This window comes from Pseudocitrobacter sp. 73 (assembly GCF_008369545.1).
Taxonomy (GTDB): domain Bacteria; phylum Pseudomonadota; class Gammaproteobacteria; order Enterobacterales; family Enterobacteriaceae; genus Pseudocitrobacter; species Pseudocitrobacter vendiensis.
In genome coordinates, this window is sequence record NZ_VTZO01000051.1 from 1 (window position 1) to 15,054 (window position 15,054).

The window sequence follows — 15,054 nt, forward strand, 5'->3', positions numbered from 1 at the left end:
GCAACAGGCGAAAAAAAAGCTCGTACTTTCGTACGAGCTCTTCTTAAAATATGGCGGTGAGGCGGGGATTCGAACCCCGGATACGTTGCCGTATACACACTTTCCAGGCGTGCTCCTTCAGCCACTCGGACACCTCACCATATTGTTTTGCTGCCGAACTGCTTGGGTGGCAACGGGGCGCTACTATAGGGAGTTGCCCTAAAACGGTCAAGCATAATTTCTTAATTATCTTTCGTTCGGTTAAGCATTGAACATATTCCCCGTCCGGATGCGAACGGGGAGGTAATTAGTGTTGTGAATCGAGCAGTTTTTAGATTTGGCCGAAGCGGCCAGTATTAAAATCGTCAATCGCTTCGGCAATTTGCGCCTTGCTATTCATTACAAATGGCCCGTAACCGACAATCGGTTCGTTTAGGGGTTCACCTGCCAGTAACAGTACGCTGGAATCCGTTTGTGCCTGGAGATAGAACGCTTCACCTTGCTGGCTGAATACCACCAACTGACCTTCGTGGGCTCGTTCTCCACCGTTTATGGCAACTTCGCCTTTCAGCACGACCAGCGCGGTGCTCCAGCCATTGGGCTGCTTAAATTCAACGTCATGCCCGCGTTTTAACTGCATATCCCACACATTCAGCGGCGAGAAGGTGTGCGCCGGGCCGTTTGTGTCCTGATAGCGGCCTGCAATGACGCGCAGAGAGCCACTACCATCGGGTAATGCGATGTGCGGAATATCCTCTGCGCGGATACTCTGGTAGCCTGGCGGGGTCATCTTGTCTTTTGCCGGCAGGTTGACCCATAGCTGAATCATCTTGAGTTCACCGCCGGTTTGGCTGAAGGCTTGAGAATGAAACTCTTCGTGCAAAATTCCCGCGCCTGCTGTCATCCACTGGACATCTCCTGGGCCAATCACGCCGCCTTTACCCGTTGAATCGCGATGTTCCACTTCGCCATCGTACACCAGCGTGACGGTTTCAAATCCACGGTGCGGATGTTCACCGACACCGCGCTTCTCGCTTCCCGCCGGAAAAGTGAAAGGCCCGGCATAATCGAGGAGCAGGAAAGGGCTCAACTGCTCACCGTGGCTCTGATACGAAAACAGTGAACGTACCGGGAAGCCATTACCCACCCAATGTGGGGCGGGGGCGGTATACACGCCTGTAATCTTTTTCATCGTAATCTCCAGCATTTCTGTTTCTGATGTTATTAAGCTTACTTTTGGCGTTAATATCCCGGTAGATGGCAAAATAGCGCTACACTGTTCTGAAAATAGAACAGTGAGGTAGATATGCAGGATCTCAATGATTTCGCATGGTTTGTGCAGGTGGTGGATCACGGAGGATTTGCTGCAGCCGGGCGGGCGCTCGATCAGCCGAAGTCGAAACTGAGTCGGCGTATTGCGCAACTTGAGGCGCGGCTTGGGGTGAGGTTAATCCATCGCACCACCCGGCATTTTACGGTGACAGACGTAGGGCAGACGTTCTATCAGCACTGCAAAGCCATGCTGGTAGAGGCGGAGGCGGCGCAGGACGCGGTGGCGACATTACAATCAGAACCGCGCGGTACGGTGAGGATCGTATGCCCTGTCACATTACTGCATGTGCACGTTGGTCCGATGCTGGCGCGATTTATGGTGCGTTATCCGGGCGTCAATGTGCAGCTCGAGGCGACCAACAGACGTGTCGATGTGGTGGCGGAAGGGATAGATGTCGCGATACGCGTACGTCCTCGGCCCTTTGAAGATAGCGATCTGGTGATGCGCGTGCTGGCGGATCGTGGCCATCGACTGGTCGCGAGCCCCGAGTTGGTTTCGCGTATGGGCAAGCCGCAGGCGCCCGCTACGTTGAGCGGTTGGCCTGGTTTAAGCCCTGGCGCGGGTAAACAGCATCGCTGGGAATTGAGTGGACCGGAGGGCGCGCGTGCTGAAGTCTGGTTTACGCCGCGCATGATAACAAGCGACATGCTGGCGCTGTGTGAAGCTGCGATAGCGGGTGTAGGCATTGTGCAATTACCTCTGCTGATGGTGAGAGATCAGCTGGCGTCAGGGGCGCTTGTATCAGTACTTGATGAGTGGCAACCGCGTCGCGAGGTGATCCATGCGGTGTTTGCATCCAGGCGTGGATTACTGCCTTCGGTCAGAGCATTGGTCGATTATCTGGCTGAGGAGTACCAGAAGATGGAGGAGGAATAAAAGGGGGAGGGACCCGCTGCACTGCGGGCTGTGCAACATGCAAAAAAAAAGCCCGTACTTTCGTACGAGCTCTTCTTAGAATATGGCGGTGAGGCGGGGATTGACTCGCTGCGCTCGCCCTTCGGGCAGCCCGTTCACTGCGTTCGCGGTCTGTCCAACTGGCTGCGCCAGTTGTCGAACCCCGGTCCGGGCTTCTCATCCCCGCCAGTTTGTGCAATATGCGAAAAAAAAAAGCCCGTACTTTCGTACGAGCTCTTTCTTGAATATGGCGGTGAGGCGGGGATTCGAACCCCGGATACGTTGCCGTATACACACTTTCCAGGCGTGCTCCTTCAGCCACTCGGACACCTCACCATATTGTTTGTTCCGTTGCTGCTGGAACGGGCGCTAATTTAGGGAAATCCGCTGCTTGCGTCAATAAACTTTTTTAAAAAAAGGTTCGTTTAGACAAACTTCAAGCAACTTGCTTTTAAATCAGTCATAAATCGCCTTTTTTGCCACCACAATGCTTTTTACGGGAGTGATAAGATAATTTTGCTATGCTGAGGATCCGCTAAAAAAATCAATCAATACCGCGCCGAAGAGATAAAAATACGATGGCGCTTTATGTCAGGAGTAGTTATGGAGATCATCTTTTACCATCCGACCTTTGATACCCCGTACTGGATTGCCCAACTGAGCAAGCAACTGCCGGGCGCGAACGTTCGCGAGTGGAAAAAGGGCGACAATCAGCATGCCGACTATGCGCTGGTCTGGCATCCACCGGTAGAAATGTTGCAGGGCCGCGATTTAAAAGCCGTGTTTGCGCTGGGGGCGGGCGTCGATTCCATTCTCAGTAAGTTAAAAGCGAACCCGGAAATGTTGCCGGAGTCGATTCCGCTGTTTCGCCTCGAAGACACCGGTATGGGCCTACAAATGCAGGAATATGCCGTAAGTCAGGTGCTGCACTGGTTCCGCCGCTTTGATGATTATCAGGCGCAGCAGCAGAAATCGGAGTGGCAGCCTCTGGCCGACTATCATCGCGAAGATTTCACTATCGGCATTATGGGCGCTGGTGTGTTGGGCGGTAAAGTGGCTGAAAGCCTGCTGGCGTGGGGCTTCCCGGTACGTTGCTGGAGCCGTAGCCGTAAAACGTTACCCGGTGTGCAAAGTTTTGCCGGAACTGAAGAGCTGGGCGATTTCCTGCGTGAAACGCGTGTTTTAATCAACTTGTTGCCGAATACGGCGGAAACTGTTGGGATTATTAATCTTAATCTGCTGAATCAGTTGCAGGATAACAGTTATCTGCTGAATCTGGCGCGCGGCGTGCACGTTGTGGAAGAGGAACTGTTACAGGCGCTCAATAACAATAAACTGAAGGGCGCGATGCTCGACGTCTTCAGTCGTGAACCGCTACCGCAGGAAAGCCCGTTGTGGCAGCATCCGCGCGTGGTGATGACCCCGCACATCGCCGCGGTCACCCGTCCACAGGAAGCCATTGCGTATATCGCCCGAACAATTACCGGGTTGGAGCGCGGCGACCACGTGAGTGGCCAGGTTGACCGCCAGCGCGGTTATTAATCGCCTTCACAAACCCGGCTTCTGCCGGGTTTTCGCTAATAAAAGGCCAGATTTCCTGCTATTCTTGGCGCTAAGACGTTAGAGGAGAATGTGATGTATCCCGTTGACCTGCATATGCACACTGTTGCCAGTACGCATGCTTATAGCACGCTGCATGACTATATTGCCGAAGCGAAACGTAAAGGCATCAAACTCTTTGCTATTACCGATCATGGCCCGGATATGGCCGACGCACCGCACGCCTGGCACTTTATTAATATGCGTATCTGGCCGCGTATCGTTGATGGCGTGGGGATCCTGCGCGGGATCGAAGCGAACATCAAAAATACCCAGGGTGAAATCGACTGTACCGGGCCCATGCTGACCTCGCTCGATTTCATTATTGCAGGCTTCCACGAGCCAGTTTTCCCGCCGCAAGATAAAGCCACGCACACGCAAGCGATGATTGCCACGATGGCCAGCGGTAACGTGCATATGATTAGCCATCCGGGGAACCCGAAATTCCCGGTTGATATCCAGGCCGTGGCCGAGGCAGCTGCCAAATATCAGGTGGCGCTGGAGATCAATAACTCATCTTTCCTGACTTCGCGCGTGGGCAGCGAAGATAACTGCACAGCCATAGCAGCGGCGGTTCGCGATGCCGGAGGCTGGCTGGCGTTGGGCTCGGATTCCCACACGGCGTTCACGCTGGGTGAATTTACGGAGTGTCGGAAGATCCTTGATGCCGTCAATTTCCCGGAAGATCGTATTCTGAATGTTACCCCACGCCGTTTCCTGAATTTCCTGGAGTCACGCGGCAAAGCTCCGGTTCCTGAATTTGCCGAATTTTAATGAATGAGATGGATTAATTAATGAACGAGTTTTCAATTCTCTGCCGGGCGCTGGGCTCACTGTACTATCGTCAGCCGCAGGACCCGCTGCTGGTGCCGCTGTTCACCCTGATCCGCGAAGGGAAGCTGGCGGCGAACTGGCCGCTGGAGCAGGATGAACTGCTGACCCGTCTGCAAAAGAGCTGTGATATTCAGCAAATTGCCGCAGATTATAATGCCTTGTTTGTGGGCGAAGAGTGCCGGGTTTCCCCATACCGTAGCGCATGGGTTGACGGTGCGACAGAAACCGACGTGCGCGCGTTTCTGACTTCGCGCGGCATGCCGCTGGGAGAAAATCCAGCCGACCATATTGGGACGTTACTGCTGGCGGCTTCCTGGCTGGAAGATAATGCGGCAGAGGATGAAAACGAGGCACTCGAGACGCTGTTCGAAACATATCTTCTTCCCTGGGTCGGCACTTTCCTTGGCAAAGTGGAAGCCCATGCAGCAACCACCTTCTGGCGTACCCTGGCGCTCCTGACCCGCGAAGCGATTAGCGCGATGTGGGATGAGCTGCAGGAAGAGGAAGGAGAGTGATGTAAATCACGTTTGTGATGCAATCGATGTAATTGTATTGTGTAAAACGTGTTCGCGATCTCACTAACTCGGCGGGCATCTGCTAAAATGCCCGCCATGAACATACTTCTCTCTATTGCAATCACCACAGGCATTCTCTCCGGCGTTTGGGGCTGGGTAGCGGTGTCGTTGGGATTATTAAGCTGGGCCGGCTTCCTTGGCTGTACCGCTTATTTTGCCTGCCCACAAGGTGGGCTGAAGGGCCTGCTGATTTCCGCATGCACCACGATGAGCGGCGTGCTGTGGGCGCAGGTGATCATTTACGGCAGCGCAATGGCGCCGCACATGGAAATCGTCGGCTACCTGATGACGGGCGTGGTGGCGTTTCTGATGTGTATTCAGGCGAAACAGCTGTTGCTGTCGTTCGTTCCCGGTACGTTTATCGGGGCCTGCGCAACGTTTGCCGGGCAGGGCGATTGGCGTCTGGTGGTGCCTTCACTGGCCGTTGGGTTAGTTTTCGGTTTCGCAATGAAAAACAGTGGGCTATGGCTGGCAAAGCGACGAACTTCCGCCTCAACGCAACATGCAGTTGAAGAATAAAAATCGGCGGCCTTGTGGTCGCCGATTTTTTTCCCAGAGGCGATTCAGTTGCTCATGCCGCTAATTTCAATTTGCGAGGTTTGATTGGTTTTTCTGTCGGTAATATTCATCACCAACTGACCATCAGTATTGGTCACGTTAACGATAAAATCTTCCGTCACCAGCTTACCGGGTTTCCCCTGACTGACGTTACCCATCAAGCTCCCCAGTAGCTGAGACTGGATTGATGACGTAAAGGCGCTGAGTGCAGAGGTTTGATCAAACGAATCATCGGAGTTCGGCGCGGAGTAGCCGTTTTGCGCCTGTGCTTCGGAAAGCAGCGTGGAGCCATTTAATGGGTTACCACCAAAATTTGGGTTTACCGGGGTATAGACAAGCTGCCCCGCGGTACAGACGTTCGCCAACATAATGCCTGTCAGACCCAACAGCACTTTATGACGTTTTAACATGGTGTGCCCTCAATCAAATACTGCGATATTGTTTTTTGAGAACGTGTGGTATCACGACGCTTTTATCATAGTTCCCTGTACAAAGATTTCCACGGTGCTTAATGTAAACACTCTGAATAACTTCAGCACAAAATAATATAGTGAGAAAAATCAATCTGATTCTTTATTTGCGGCATAATACCTTGTCGGAAAAATAGCACTTTTTTCTGACTATAACGGACAAATCCTGTTTTTGTATGAGTACGAAATAACCTCAGAGGAATAATATTATTACCATATGTGAAATTTTGTATATGCCTGGCAATGTGCCGGGATGCAGTAGCATATTCGTTTCTTAAAAGGGGGTAATCAATAGTTTCATTACATCGACCGGAGGTATTTTATGAGAGGCTATGTCCTCGCAGCACTACTGACCTTTACTCCTATGGGTGTTCATGCACATTCTAATTCAAATGAACATCCTGATTTGTCCTCCCTGTCTGCTGAAGATTACGCGTTACCCGATAAATTGAACTTACCTCGCAATGCGACCAACGCATGGATCAAACAGAATGGTGATGGGCTCCGGGCTGATATTGATCAATATCATACAGGTAGAAATACCAACGCAATTATTCAACAACAAGGTGGAGGGCATACGGCTGAAATTACACAACTTTATGGCAATAATGATCTTGCTATTATTAGTCAGGCGGGTTGGGGTAATGATGCTGAAATAATACAAAGAGGTTCTGGGAATGCAGCAGCTATTTCTCAGGATGGTTATTCGAACTATGCGAAAATTGTTCAGGTTGGAAATAACCTGGCAGGTATTAAGGTAAGTCAAACTGGAGTAGGTAAAACTATCACCGTAAAAGTCACCCATGGCTATACGAGGTAGTTCATTTAACCCGTTACGTTAACGACATAATAGGTACTACTATGAATCTCTGGAAATTGACAGCAATCGCATCATTAGTTATTTCTGGAAGTGCCTTCGCGCAATATACCGGACCTGCGGTAACCGACGGTGGTAATTCCGAACTCACCACAACCGCTGGGCTTGCTAACAACGCGGTTGCCGCACACAGCAGCGAATTACCCGGCTTCGGGCCGAATGCGGGTAACAACAGTGAACACGTCGCCATCTACCAGGGGGGCTCAAGCGGCAGTGGTCATGGTGGCCACGGCGGACATGGCGGTTGGGATGATAAAGGCGGCTCGGGTTATGGCAGCGGCAATAATCTGGCTAACGTTGAGCAGGATGGAGCAAAAGGCTCCTCAACGCTGATTTATCAGGAAGGGGGAAATAACTCCCTGAGCACCCTGCAAACCGCCAAAAGCAGCCTGCTGTATATCCGCCAAAGTGGGGGTAAAAACAACACCATTGGTACTGGTCTACTCGATTCGAAAGGTGGCTCTTCCGGTAATACCTTCACCCAAAGTGGTTCCGATAACCAAATGGTGATTAACCAGGATCAGAGTGATAACCACATTTACAGTCCTGGTCAATCGGGTACGCATAACAAGGCGGTAATTTACCAGAAAGGTAAAAATGACCTGACGGCAAACCTTTCCGGTAACTTTAACGAAGCCTATATTAGCCAGAATGGGCAAGGCAACGGCGCAACCGTGAATCAGTCTGGTAGCTTCAACGACCTGACACTGAAACAGAAAGGCAACTACAACACCGCAGACCTGACGCAAACCGGCGGCGGCTTCTACGACGGTAAAAACGATCGTAAAGGCGGCAGCGGTCACAGCAGCGGGGGTAACGTGCTGGATGTGACTCAGCTTGGTTTCAAAAACGAGGCTACGGTTAACCAGAATGGTAGCAGCAACACCATTACGCTTGAACAGAACAGCAGTAATGGTATCGCGACCATCGATCAAAGCGGCGGGACCAGTCGTAACACTGTTACCGCGACCACCAACGTCAATAATGGTCTGGTGGATGTCGATCAGACCAGCGGCACCAAAGACAGCGATGTTGTTATTAATCAAAGTGGCGGCAGCAACTGGGATAAATCGTTCGATGATGATAAATACGGTGGCGGCTACGGCACCCTGGTGGCAGCCGCTAAAGTGCTGCAAACCAGCGCCAATGGCAGCAGTGTGAACATCAATCAAACCGTCGCAGGCATTTCAACCACGGCATATGTGAAACAGACTGGGTCTGGCAACACAGCAATTGTGAATCAACACTAAGTGATGTTTTGCCCGATGAGCCGCCACGATTGTGGCGGCTTTTCTATGCGCAGAATAGAGGAACAAATCCGGCTGCGCAGAGCAGACAGCCGGCAAGGAACGCTATCATGAGCTGCTTTCGCTCGCGGCTTTTGGTAACGGTGACTGCGGTGGGGCGAGACTTTGTTGCGGTGCCTGTGCTGACACGTTCGGGCGAACCGTTTGTGGCGGCGGCGATTGCGTGAGTTCATCGGGCATCAGCAAACCTTCTACGGCCTCTTTGCGATAGCGCGTCAGGACTTCGGAGTTGATGTCCGCAGCATTACTTAACGCCCACAGCTTCTTGTTGATACCATCGTTAATCAGGTGAATGACGCCTTCTTCAATGGCCGACATCAGACAGGTCATCACCGGTTCGTTGGTGGTAAAGCCCGCTTCGCCTTCTAACAGACGCTGATAATCAATAAAGCGGAAGACGCCCGCCTGAATTTCATAAGAGAGAATCGTTTTGCTGGTATTCACCGAAGAGAGTACTTCGCCAGTATGGACATTCACGATACGTAAGTTAACGGCCACCTGATCCAATTGATACTGAGTGCTGCCACCAATACCAAAATAGCGCGCGCCGAAGCCACCGGTTTTCACGTTGCTGGCATAGCCAATAATCGACCCTTCAACAATCACGTTAGCTGAATAGAGCGAGGGGAGCGGGCTGGCGTTATTATCGCCGACGGTACCATTTTGCTGAGCGGCACGAATAATTTTTCGTTCATTAAGCAGGTTATTCAACCCCTGACGCTCCAGAGGAACAAACCAGCGAGAGTCTTTCAGAGAGGAAACCAACATTGCCGTGGCGCTTTGTGGTACCGATGTTGAAAAGTTACTGGCCGGATAAGGCTGGAACTGGCCCGTCTCATCCTGAATATTATAGACAGCAACATATATTTTTCCGCGTGGCTGAGGGAGCGAAACCAGATCTTTATAGGTCGCATCACGCGGAAGTAATGTAGGTTTGGCGGCTTCTTGTGGTGGTGTTGTAATGCACCCAGACAAGAGTCCAGCTACAACTGCCAGAGTAACGATACGCATCTTGTTCTTGCCTCTCTGAATGGTGACATTTAAATACCCCTCTGTGAAATATTTACGCAAGAAGCCGCAAGCACAATTAATAATAATTAATTGTGCTACGACTATTTTCCGGGTTGTAAATTACAACAGCACAAAAGGACTATTTTTCTATAATATAATTCAGATTAATATTCGTCGGAGGAAAGGTCTCCAGTTTGCAATAATGCTTGATTTATAATCCTTTTTTGTATTTCTTCCTGTACTGATGTGACGGCTTGTGTAATCACCGCATCATAATTTCGCATGACAGGTGAAACTATTGTCTGGAAGACAATATCTTGATTATAGCGAATAGTCATAATACTGCCCCAGCGTGCGCTGGGGCGTTCAATAATAATCAGGCCTAGATTCTACGTCAGTACTTCAAAAAGCATAATCAAAGCCTTGATAAATATGCATTCCTTCGAAATTCAGCTTTCACCCATTGGGTGAAAGAAAAGTGCTCAAAAATATGTTAAATTATCAGCTTTTATGACTCGATATATGGTAAAATAATAGTAAGAAAAGTAGTAAAAAGGGGTTCTAATTATGATTAATAAAATTGATTTCAAAGCTAAGAATCTAACATCAAATGCAGGTCTTTTTCTGCTCCTTGAGAATGCAAAAAGCAATGGGATTTTTGATTTTATTGAAAATGACCTCGTATTTGATAATGACTCAACAAATAAAATCAAGATGAATCATATAAAGACCATGCTCTGCGGTCACTTCATTGGCATTGATAAGTTAGAACGTCTAAAGCTACTTCAAAATGATCCCCTCGTCAACGAGTTTGATATTTCCGTAAAAGAACCTGAAACAGTGTCACGGTTTCTAGGAAACTTCAACTTCAAGACAACCCAAATGTTTAGAGACATTAATTTTAAAGTCTTTAAAAAACTGCTCACTAAAAGTAAATTGACATCCATTACGATTGATATTGATAGTAGTGTAATTAACGTAGAAGGTCATCAAGAAGGTGCGTCAAAAGGATATAATCCTAAGAAACTGGGAAACCGATGCTACAATATCCAATTTGCATTTTGCGACGAATTAAAAGCATATGTTACCGGATTTGTAAGAAGTGGCAATACTTACACTGCAAACGGTGCTGCGGAAATGATCAAAGAAATTGTTGCTAACATCAAATCAGACGATTTAGAAATTTTATTTCGAATGGATAGTGGCTACTTTGATGAAAAAATTATCGAAACGATAGAATCTCTTGGATGCAAATATTTAATTAAAGCCAAAAGTTATTCTACACTCACCTCACAAGCAACGAATTCATCAATTGTATTCGTTAAAGGAGAAGAAGGTAGAGAAACTACAGAACTGTATACAAAATTAGTTAAATGGGAAAAAGACAGAAGATTTGTCGTATCTCGCGTACTGAAACCAGAAAAAGAAAGAGCACAATTATCACTTTTAGAAGGTTCCGAATACGACTACTTTTTCTTTGTAACAAATACTACCTTGCTTTCTGAAAAAGTAGTTATATACTATGAAAAGCGTGGTAATGCTGAAAACTATATCAAAGAAGCCAAATACGACATGGCGGTGGGTCATCTCTTGCTAAAGTCATTTTGGGCGAATGAAGCCGTGTTTCAAATGATGATGCTTTCATATAACCTATTTTTGTTGTTCAAGTTTGATTCCTTGGACTCTTCAGAATACAGACAGCAAATAAAGACCTTTCGTTTGAAGTATGTATTTCTTGCAGCAAAAATAATCAAAACCGCAAGATATGTAATCATGAAGTTGTCGGAAAACTATCCGTACAAGGGAGTGTATGAAAAATGTCTGGTATAATAAGAATATCATCAATAAAATTGAGTGTTGCTCTGTGGATAACTTGCAGAGTTTATTAAGTATCATTGCAGCAAAGATGAAATCAATGATTTATCAAAAATGATTGAAAGGTGGTTGTAAATAATGTTACAATGTGTGAGAAGCAGTCTAAATTCTTCGTGAAATAGTGATTTTTGAAGCTAATAAAAAACACACGTGGAATTTAGGGACTATTCATGTTGTTGTTATTTCGTATCTTCCAGAATAAGGAATCCCATGGTTAAAAAATCACTGCGCCAGTTCACGCTGATGGCGACGGCAACCGTCACGCTGTTGTTAGGAAGTGTGCCGCTGTATGCGCAAACGGCGGACGTACAGCAAAAACTTGCCGAATTAGAGCGGCAGTCGGGAGGCAGACTGGGTGTGGCATTGATTAACACAGCAGATAATTCGCAAATACTTTATCGTGCTGATGAGCGCTTTGCGATGTGCAGCACCAGTAAAGTGATGGCCGCGGCCGCGGTGCTGAAGAAAAGTGAAAGCGAACCGAATCTGTTAAATCAGCGAGTTGAGATCAAAAAATCTGACCTTGTTAACTATAATCCGATTGCGGAAAAGCACGTCAATGGGACGATGTCACTGGCTGAGCTTAGCGCGGCCGCGCTACAGTACAGCGATAACGTGGCGATGAATAAGCTGATTGCTCACGTTGGCGGCCCGGCTAGCGTCACCGCGTTCGCCCGACAGCTGGGAGACGAAACGTTCCGTCTCGACCGTACCGAGCCGACGTTAAACACCGCCATTCCGGGCGATCCGCGTGATACCACTTCACCTCGGGCAATGGCGCAAACTCTGCGGAATCTGACGCTGGGTAAAGCATTGGGCGACAGCCAACGGGCGCAGCTGGTGACATGGATGAAAGGCAATACCACCGGTGCAGCGAGCATTCAGGCTGGACTGCCTGCTTCCTGGGTTGTGGGGGATAAAACCGGCAGCGGTGGCTATGGCACCACCAACGATATCGCGGTGATCTGGCCAAAAGATCGTGCGCCGCTGATTCTGGTCACTTACTTCACCCAGCCTCAACCTAAGGCAGAAAGCCGTCGCGATGTATTAGCGTCGGCGGCTAAAATCGTCACCGACGGTTTGTAATAGCGGAAACGGAATGGGGAAACTCATTCCGTTTTTGTTTATCGCCTTAGACGGCAAAAGTGCTGTCGCCCACCTGCGCTTGCGCATACCAGGCCATAAGCTCCGTGGTTCCTGGTTCTCCTTCCGCTGGAGCCCAGTGCGCATAGTCATCGGCAGCCACGGGTTGATAGCCACCGTGTTTTACTTCAAAAATTATGCCACCGGTATCCAGCGACAGCACGGCATGCCAGGTTCCTGCGGCCATCTCCAGCACCGTACAGGTTTCCCCCAATATCGCCCGATGGGTGACGGTACCCCGATCGTCAAAATTCAGCACCACGAAACGACCCCTTAATGGCAACAGTAGCTCGAAGGTGTGAGGGTGTCGGTGCGGGCGCACGTAGGTCCCAGGTCATATTCCTTCCGGCGTCCGGCATTTTACCGCCAGACAGCTCGGGATTCGTGATATCACCGTTCTTGCAGAATACGGTCAGAGGGAAAATACCCGCCGTGAGCATGCAGCGCTGATACGTCAGCACTATCAGTATCGTGAATTTGCCTGGCCCTGGACATTTCGCCTTACCCGTCTTTTATATACCCGGAGCTGGATAAGCAACGAACGTCCTGGCCTGCTTTTCGATCTGGCGACAGGGTGGCTTATGCAACATCGTATTATTCTCCCCGGAGCCACTACGCTGACCCGGTTGATTTCAGAGGTAAGGGAAAAGGCGACGTTGCGCCTGTGGAACAAACTGGCACTGATACCGTCAGCCGAACAGCGTTCACAGCTGGAGATGCTGCTGGGGCCAACTGATTGCAGCCGCCTGTCTTTACTGGAATCACTGAAAAAGGGCCCTGTGACCATCAGTGGTCCGGCGTTTAATGAAGCAATTGAACGCTGGAAAACTCTGAACGATTTTGGCCTGCATGCTGAAAACCTGAGTACACTCCCGGCTGTGCGCCTGAAAAATCTCGCACGTTATGCTGGTATGACTTCGGTGTTCAATATTGCCAGGATGTCACCGCAGAAAAGGATGGCGGTTCTGGTTGCCTTTGTCCTTGCATGGGAAACGCTGGCGCTGGATGATGCATTGGACGTTCTGGACGCCATGCTGGCCGTTATCATCCGTGACGCCAGAAAGATTGGGCAGAAAAAACGGCTCCGCTCGCTGAAGGATCTGGATAAATCTGCATTGGCGCTCGCCAGCGCATGTTCGTACCTGCTGAAAGAAGAAACACCGGGCGAATCGATTCGTGCTGAGGTGTTCAGCTACATCCCAAGGCAAAAGCTGGCTGAAATCATCACGCTTGTCCGTGAAATTGCCCGGCCCTCAGACGATAATTTTCATGAAGAAATGGTGGAGCAGTACGGGCGCGTTCGTCGTTTCCTGCCCCATCTGCTGAATACCGTTAAATTTTCATCCGCACCTGCCGGGGTTACCACTCTGAATGCCTGTGACTACCTCAGCCGGGAGTTCAGCTCACGGCGGCAGTTTTTTGACGACGCACCAACGGAAATTATCAGTCGGTCATGGAAACGGCTGGTGATTAACAAGGAAAAACATATCACCCGCAGGGGATACACGCTCTGCTTTCTCAGTAAACTGCAGGATAGTCTGAGGCGGAGGGATGTCTACGTTACCGGCAGTAACCGGTGGGGAGATCCTCGTGCAAGATTACTACAGGGTGCTGACTGGCAGGCAAACCGGATTAAGGTTTATCGTTCTTTGGGGCACCCGACAGACCCGCAGGAAGCAATAAAATCTCTGGGTCATCAGCTTGATAGTCGTTACAGACAGGTTGCTGCACGTCTTTGCGAAAATGAGGCTGTCGAACTCGATGTTTCTGGCCCGAAGCCCCGGTTGACAATTTCTCCCCTCGCCAGTCTTGATGAGCCGGACAGTCTGAAACGACTGAGCAAAATGATCAGTGATCTACTCCCTCCGGTGGATTTAACGGAGTTGCTGCTCGAAATTAACGCCCATACCGGATTTGCTGATGAGTTTTTCCATGCTAGTGAAGCCAGTGCCAGAGTTGATGATCTGCCCGTCAGCATCAGCGCCGTGCTGATGGCTGAAGCCTGCAATATCGGTCTGGAACCACTGATCAGATCAAATGTTCCTGCACTGACCCGACACCGGCTGAACTGGACAAAAGCGAACTATCTGCGGGCTGAAACTATCACCAGCGCTAATGCCAGACTGGTTGATTTTCAGGCAACGCTGCCACTGGCACAGATATGGGGTGGAGGAGAAGTGGCATCTGCAGATGGAATGCGCTTTGTTACGCCAGTCAGAACAATCAATGCCGGACCGAACCGCAAATACTTTGGTAATAACAGAGGGATCACCTGGTACAACTTTGTGTCCGATCAGTATTCCGGCTTTCATGGCATCGTTATACCGGGGACGCTGAGGGACTCTATCTTTGTGCTGGAAGGTCTTCTGGAACAGGAGACCGGGCTGAATCCAACCGAAATTATGACCGATACAGCAGGTGCCAGCGAACTTGTCTTTGGCCTTTTCTGGCTGCTGGGATACCAGTTTTCTCCACGCCTGGCTGATGCCGGTGCTTCGGTTTTCTGGCGAATGGACCATGATGCCGACTATGGCGTGCTGAATGATATTGCCAGAGGGCAATCAGATCCCCGAAAAATAGGGCACTGTTGCAAATAGTC

13 protein-coding genes, 2 tRNA genes, 1 other RNA gene and 2 pseudogenes are annotated in these 15,054 nt (G+C 49.6%); 10 read left to right on the forward strand and 8 right to left on the reverse strand.

Annotated elements, in window-relative coordinates:
- Window positions 1–51: 51 nt before the first annotated feature.
- Window positions 52–139, reverse strand: a tRNA-Ser gene (locus F0Q32_RS25180).
- A 171-nt stretch (window positions 140–310) separates the two neighbouring features.
- Complete coding sequence (locus tag F0Q32_RS25185) at window positions 311–1,171, reverse strand: pirin family protein (RefSeq protein ID WP_149465115.1); 861 nt, start codon at window positions 1,169–1,171, stop codon at window positions 311–313.
- Between the two features lie 114 nt (window positions 1,172–1,285).
- On the opposite strand from F0Q32_RS25185, the gene F0Q32_RS25190 reads away from it, so the two are divergent.
- Window positions 1,286–2,188, forward strand: a complete 903-nt coding sequence (locus tag F0Q32_RS25190) for a LysR family transcriptional regulator (protein WP_149465116.1) — start codon at window positions 1,286–1,288, stop codon at window positions 2,186–2,188.
- 83 nt (window positions 2,189–2,271) lie between these two features.
- Here F0Q32_RS25190 and F0Q32_RS25195 read toward each other — a convergent pair.
- Both F0Q32_RS25195 and F0Q32_RS25200 read right to left on the reverse strand, forming a co-directional pair.
- Window positions 2,272–2,408, reverse strand: a non-coding RNA gene (locus F0Q32_RS25195) — RtT sRNA.
- Window positions 2,409–2,454: 46 nt separating this feature from the next.
- A tRNA-Ser gene (locus F0Q32_RS25200) sits at window positions 2,455–2,542 on the reverse strand.
- A gap of 267 nt (window positions 2,543–2,809) precedes the next feature.
- On the opposite strand from F0Q32_RS25200, the gene ghrA reads away from it, so the two are divergent.
- The 4 genes from ghrA (at window position 2,810) to F0Q32_RS25220 (ending at window position 5,733) form a co-directional block, all read left to right on the forward strand.
- Entirely contained in the window at window positions 2,810–3,748 is a 939-nt protein-coding gene (ghrA, locus tag F0Q32_RS25205) for a glyoxylate/hydroxypyruvate reductase GhrA (RefSeq protein WP_149465117.1), read from the forward strand.
- A gap of 93 nt (window positions 3,749–3,841) precedes the next feature.
- On the forward strand, window positions 3,842–4,579 hold the full coding sequence (locus F0Q32_RS25210; RefSeq protein WP_188016912.1) for a phosphatase: 738 nt from the start codon (window positions 3,842–3,844) through the stop codon (window positions 4,577–4,579).
- A gap of 20 nt (window positions 4,580–4,599) precedes the next feature.
- On the forward strand, window positions 4,600–5,154 hold the full coding sequence (locus F0Q32_RS25215) for a molecular chaperone (RefSeq protein ID WP_149465119.1): 555 nt from the start codon (window positions 4,600–4,602) through the stop codon (window positions 5,152–5,154).
- Between the two features lie 96 nt (window positions 5,155–5,250).
- Window positions 5,251–5,733, forward strand: coding sequence for a DUF1097 domain-containing protein (locus tag F0Q32_RS25220; protein WP_149465120.1), 483 nt, complete (start codon window positions 5,251–5,253; stop codon window positions 5,731–5,733).
- Window positions 5,734–5,777: 44 nt separating this feature from the next.
- On the opposite strand, the gene F0Q32_RS25225 is transcribed toward F0Q32_RS25220, so the two are convergent.
- Window positions 5,778–6,182: a curli assembly protein CsgF gene (locus F0Q32_RS25225; protein WP_149465121.1), complete on the reverse strand. Its 405-nt coding sequence runs from the start codon at window positions 6,180–6,182 to the stop codon at window positions 5,778–5,780.
- 382 nt (window positions 6,183–6,564) lie between these two features.
- On the opposite strand from F0Q32_RS25225, the gene F0Q32_RS25230 reads away from it, so the two are divergent.
- Together F0Q32_RS25230 and F0Q32_RS25235 are read left to right on the forward strand one after the other, a co-directional pair.
- Complete coding sequence (locus F0Q32_RS25230) at window positions 6,565–7,062, forward strand: hypothetical protein (protein ID WP_149465122.1); 498 nt, start codon at window positions 6,565–6,567, stop codon at window positions 7,060–7,062.
- 41 nt (window positions 7,063–7,103) lie between these two features.
- Window positions 7,104–8,369, forward strand: coding sequence for a hypothetical protein (locus F0Q32_RS25235; RefSeq protein ID WP_149465123.1), 1,266 nt, complete (start codon window positions 7,104–7,106; stop codon window positions 8,367–8,369).
- A 105-nt stretch (window positions 8,370–8,474) separates the two neighbouring features.
- Here the strand turns inward: F0Q32_RS25235 and F0Q32_RS25240 are convergent, their stop codons facing one another.
- Both F0Q32_RS25240 and F0Q32_RS25245 read right to left on the reverse strand, forming a co-directional pair.
- A complete protein-coding gene (locus tag F0Q32_RS25240; RefSeq protein WP_149465124.1) occupies window positions 8,475–9,437 on the reverse strand; it encodes a CsgG/HfaB family protein in 963 nt (320 codons plus the stop codon).
- A 164-nt stretch (window positions 9,438–9,601) separates the two neighbouring features.
- Window positions 9,602–9,817 carry a CsgE family curli-type amyloid fiber assembly protein gene (locus tag F0Q32_RS25245; protein ID WP_370516905.1) on the reverse strand — a complete coding sequence of 72 codons (216 nt, stop codon included), beginning with the start codon at window positions 9,815–9,817 and terminating at the stop codon, window positions 9,602–9,604.
- A 187-nt stretch (window positions 9,818–10,004) separates the two neighbouring features.
- Between F0Q32_RS25245 and F0Q32_RS25250 the strand changes: the two genes are divergently transcribed.
- Both F0Q32_RS25250 and F0Q32_RS25255 read left to right on the forward strand, forming a co-directional pair.
- Complete coding sequence (locus F0Q32_RS25250) at window positions 10,005–11,267, forward strand: IS1380-like element ISEcp1 family transposase (protein ID WP_000608644.1); 1,263 nt, start codon at window positions 10,005–10,007, stop codon at window positions 11,265–11,267.
- 255 nt (window positions 11,268–11,522) lie between these two features.
- Complete coding sequence (locus F0Q32_RS25255) at window positions 11,523–12,398, forward strand: extended-spectrum class A beta-lactamase CTX-M-15 (protein ID WP_000239590.1); 876 nt, start codon at window positions 11,523–11,525, stop codon at window positions 12,396–12,398.
- Window positions 12,399–12,444: 46 nt separating this feature from the next.
- On the opposite strand, the pseudogene F0Q32_RS25260 reads toward F0Q32_RS25255, so the two are convergent.
- A pseudogene (locus F0Q32_RS25260) lies at window positions 12,445–12,789 on the reverse strand (WbuC family cupin fold metalloprotein); the annotation flags it as partial.
- 13 nt (window positions 12,790–12,802) lie between these two features.
- On the opposite strand from F0Q32_RS25260, the pseudogene F0Q32_RS25265 reads away from it, so the two are divergent.
- Window positions 12,803–15,031 (forward strand): annotated as a pseudogene (locus tag F0Q32_RS25265) (Tn3-like element Tn3 family transposase); the annotation flags it as partial.
- Window positions 15,032–15,054: the final 23 nt, after the last annotated feature.

What these genes read in the sequence shown, in the direction of transcription:
- F0Q32_RS25185 (WP_149465115.1), bottom strand. Translation starts at nt 1,171, where the DNA reads ATGAAAAAGATTACAGGCGTGTATACCGCCCCCGCCCCACATTGGGTG.
- F0Q32_RS25190 (WP_149465116.1), top strand. Translation starts at nt 1,286, where the DNA reads ATGCAGGATCTCAATGATTTCGCATGGTTTGTGCAGGTGGTGGATCAC.
- ghrA (WP_149465117.1), top strand. Translation starts at nt 2,810, where the DNA reads ATGGAGATCATCTTTTACCATCCGACCTTTGATACCCCGTACTGGATT.
- F0Q32_RS25210 (WP_188016912.1), top strand. Translation starts at nt 3,842, where the DNA reads ATGTATCCCGTTGACCTGCATATGCACACTGTTGCCAGTACGCATGCT.
- F0Q32_RS25215 (WP_149465119.1), top strand. Translation starts at nt 4,600, where the DNA reads ATGAACGAGTTTTCAATTCTCTGCCGGGCGCTGGGCTCACTGTACTAT.
- F0Q32_RS25220 (WP_149465120.1), top strand. Translation starts at nt 5,251, where the DNA reads ATGAACATACTTCTCTCTATTGCAATCACCACAGGCATTCTCTCCGGC.
- F0Q32_RS25225 (WP_149465121.1), bottom strand. Translation starts at nt 6,182, where the DNA reads ATGTTAAAACGTCATAAAGTGCTGTTGGGTCTGACAGGCATTATGTTG.
- F0Q32_RS25230 (WP_149465122.1), top strand. Translation starts at nt 6,565, where the DNA reads ATGAGAGGCTATGTCCTCGCAGCACTACTGACCTTTACTCCTATGGGT.
- F0Q32_RS25235 (WP_149465123.1), top strand. Translation starts at nt 7,104, where the DNA reads ATGAATCTCTGGAAATTGACAGCAATCGCATCATTAGTTATTTCTGGA.
- F0Q32_RS25240 (WP_149465124.1), bottom strand. Translation starts at nt 9,437, where the DNA reads ATGCGTATCGTTACTCTGGCAGTTGTAGCTGGACTCTTGTCTGGGTGC.
- F0Q32_RS25250 (WP_000608644.1), top strand. Translation starts at nt 10,005, where the DNA reads ATGATTAATAAAATTGATTTCAAAGCTAAGAATCTAACATCAAATGCA.
- F0Q32_RS25255 (WP_000239590.1), top strand. Translation starts at nt 11,523, where the DNA reads ATGGTTAAAAAATCACTGCGCCAGTTCACGCTGATGGCGACGGCAACC.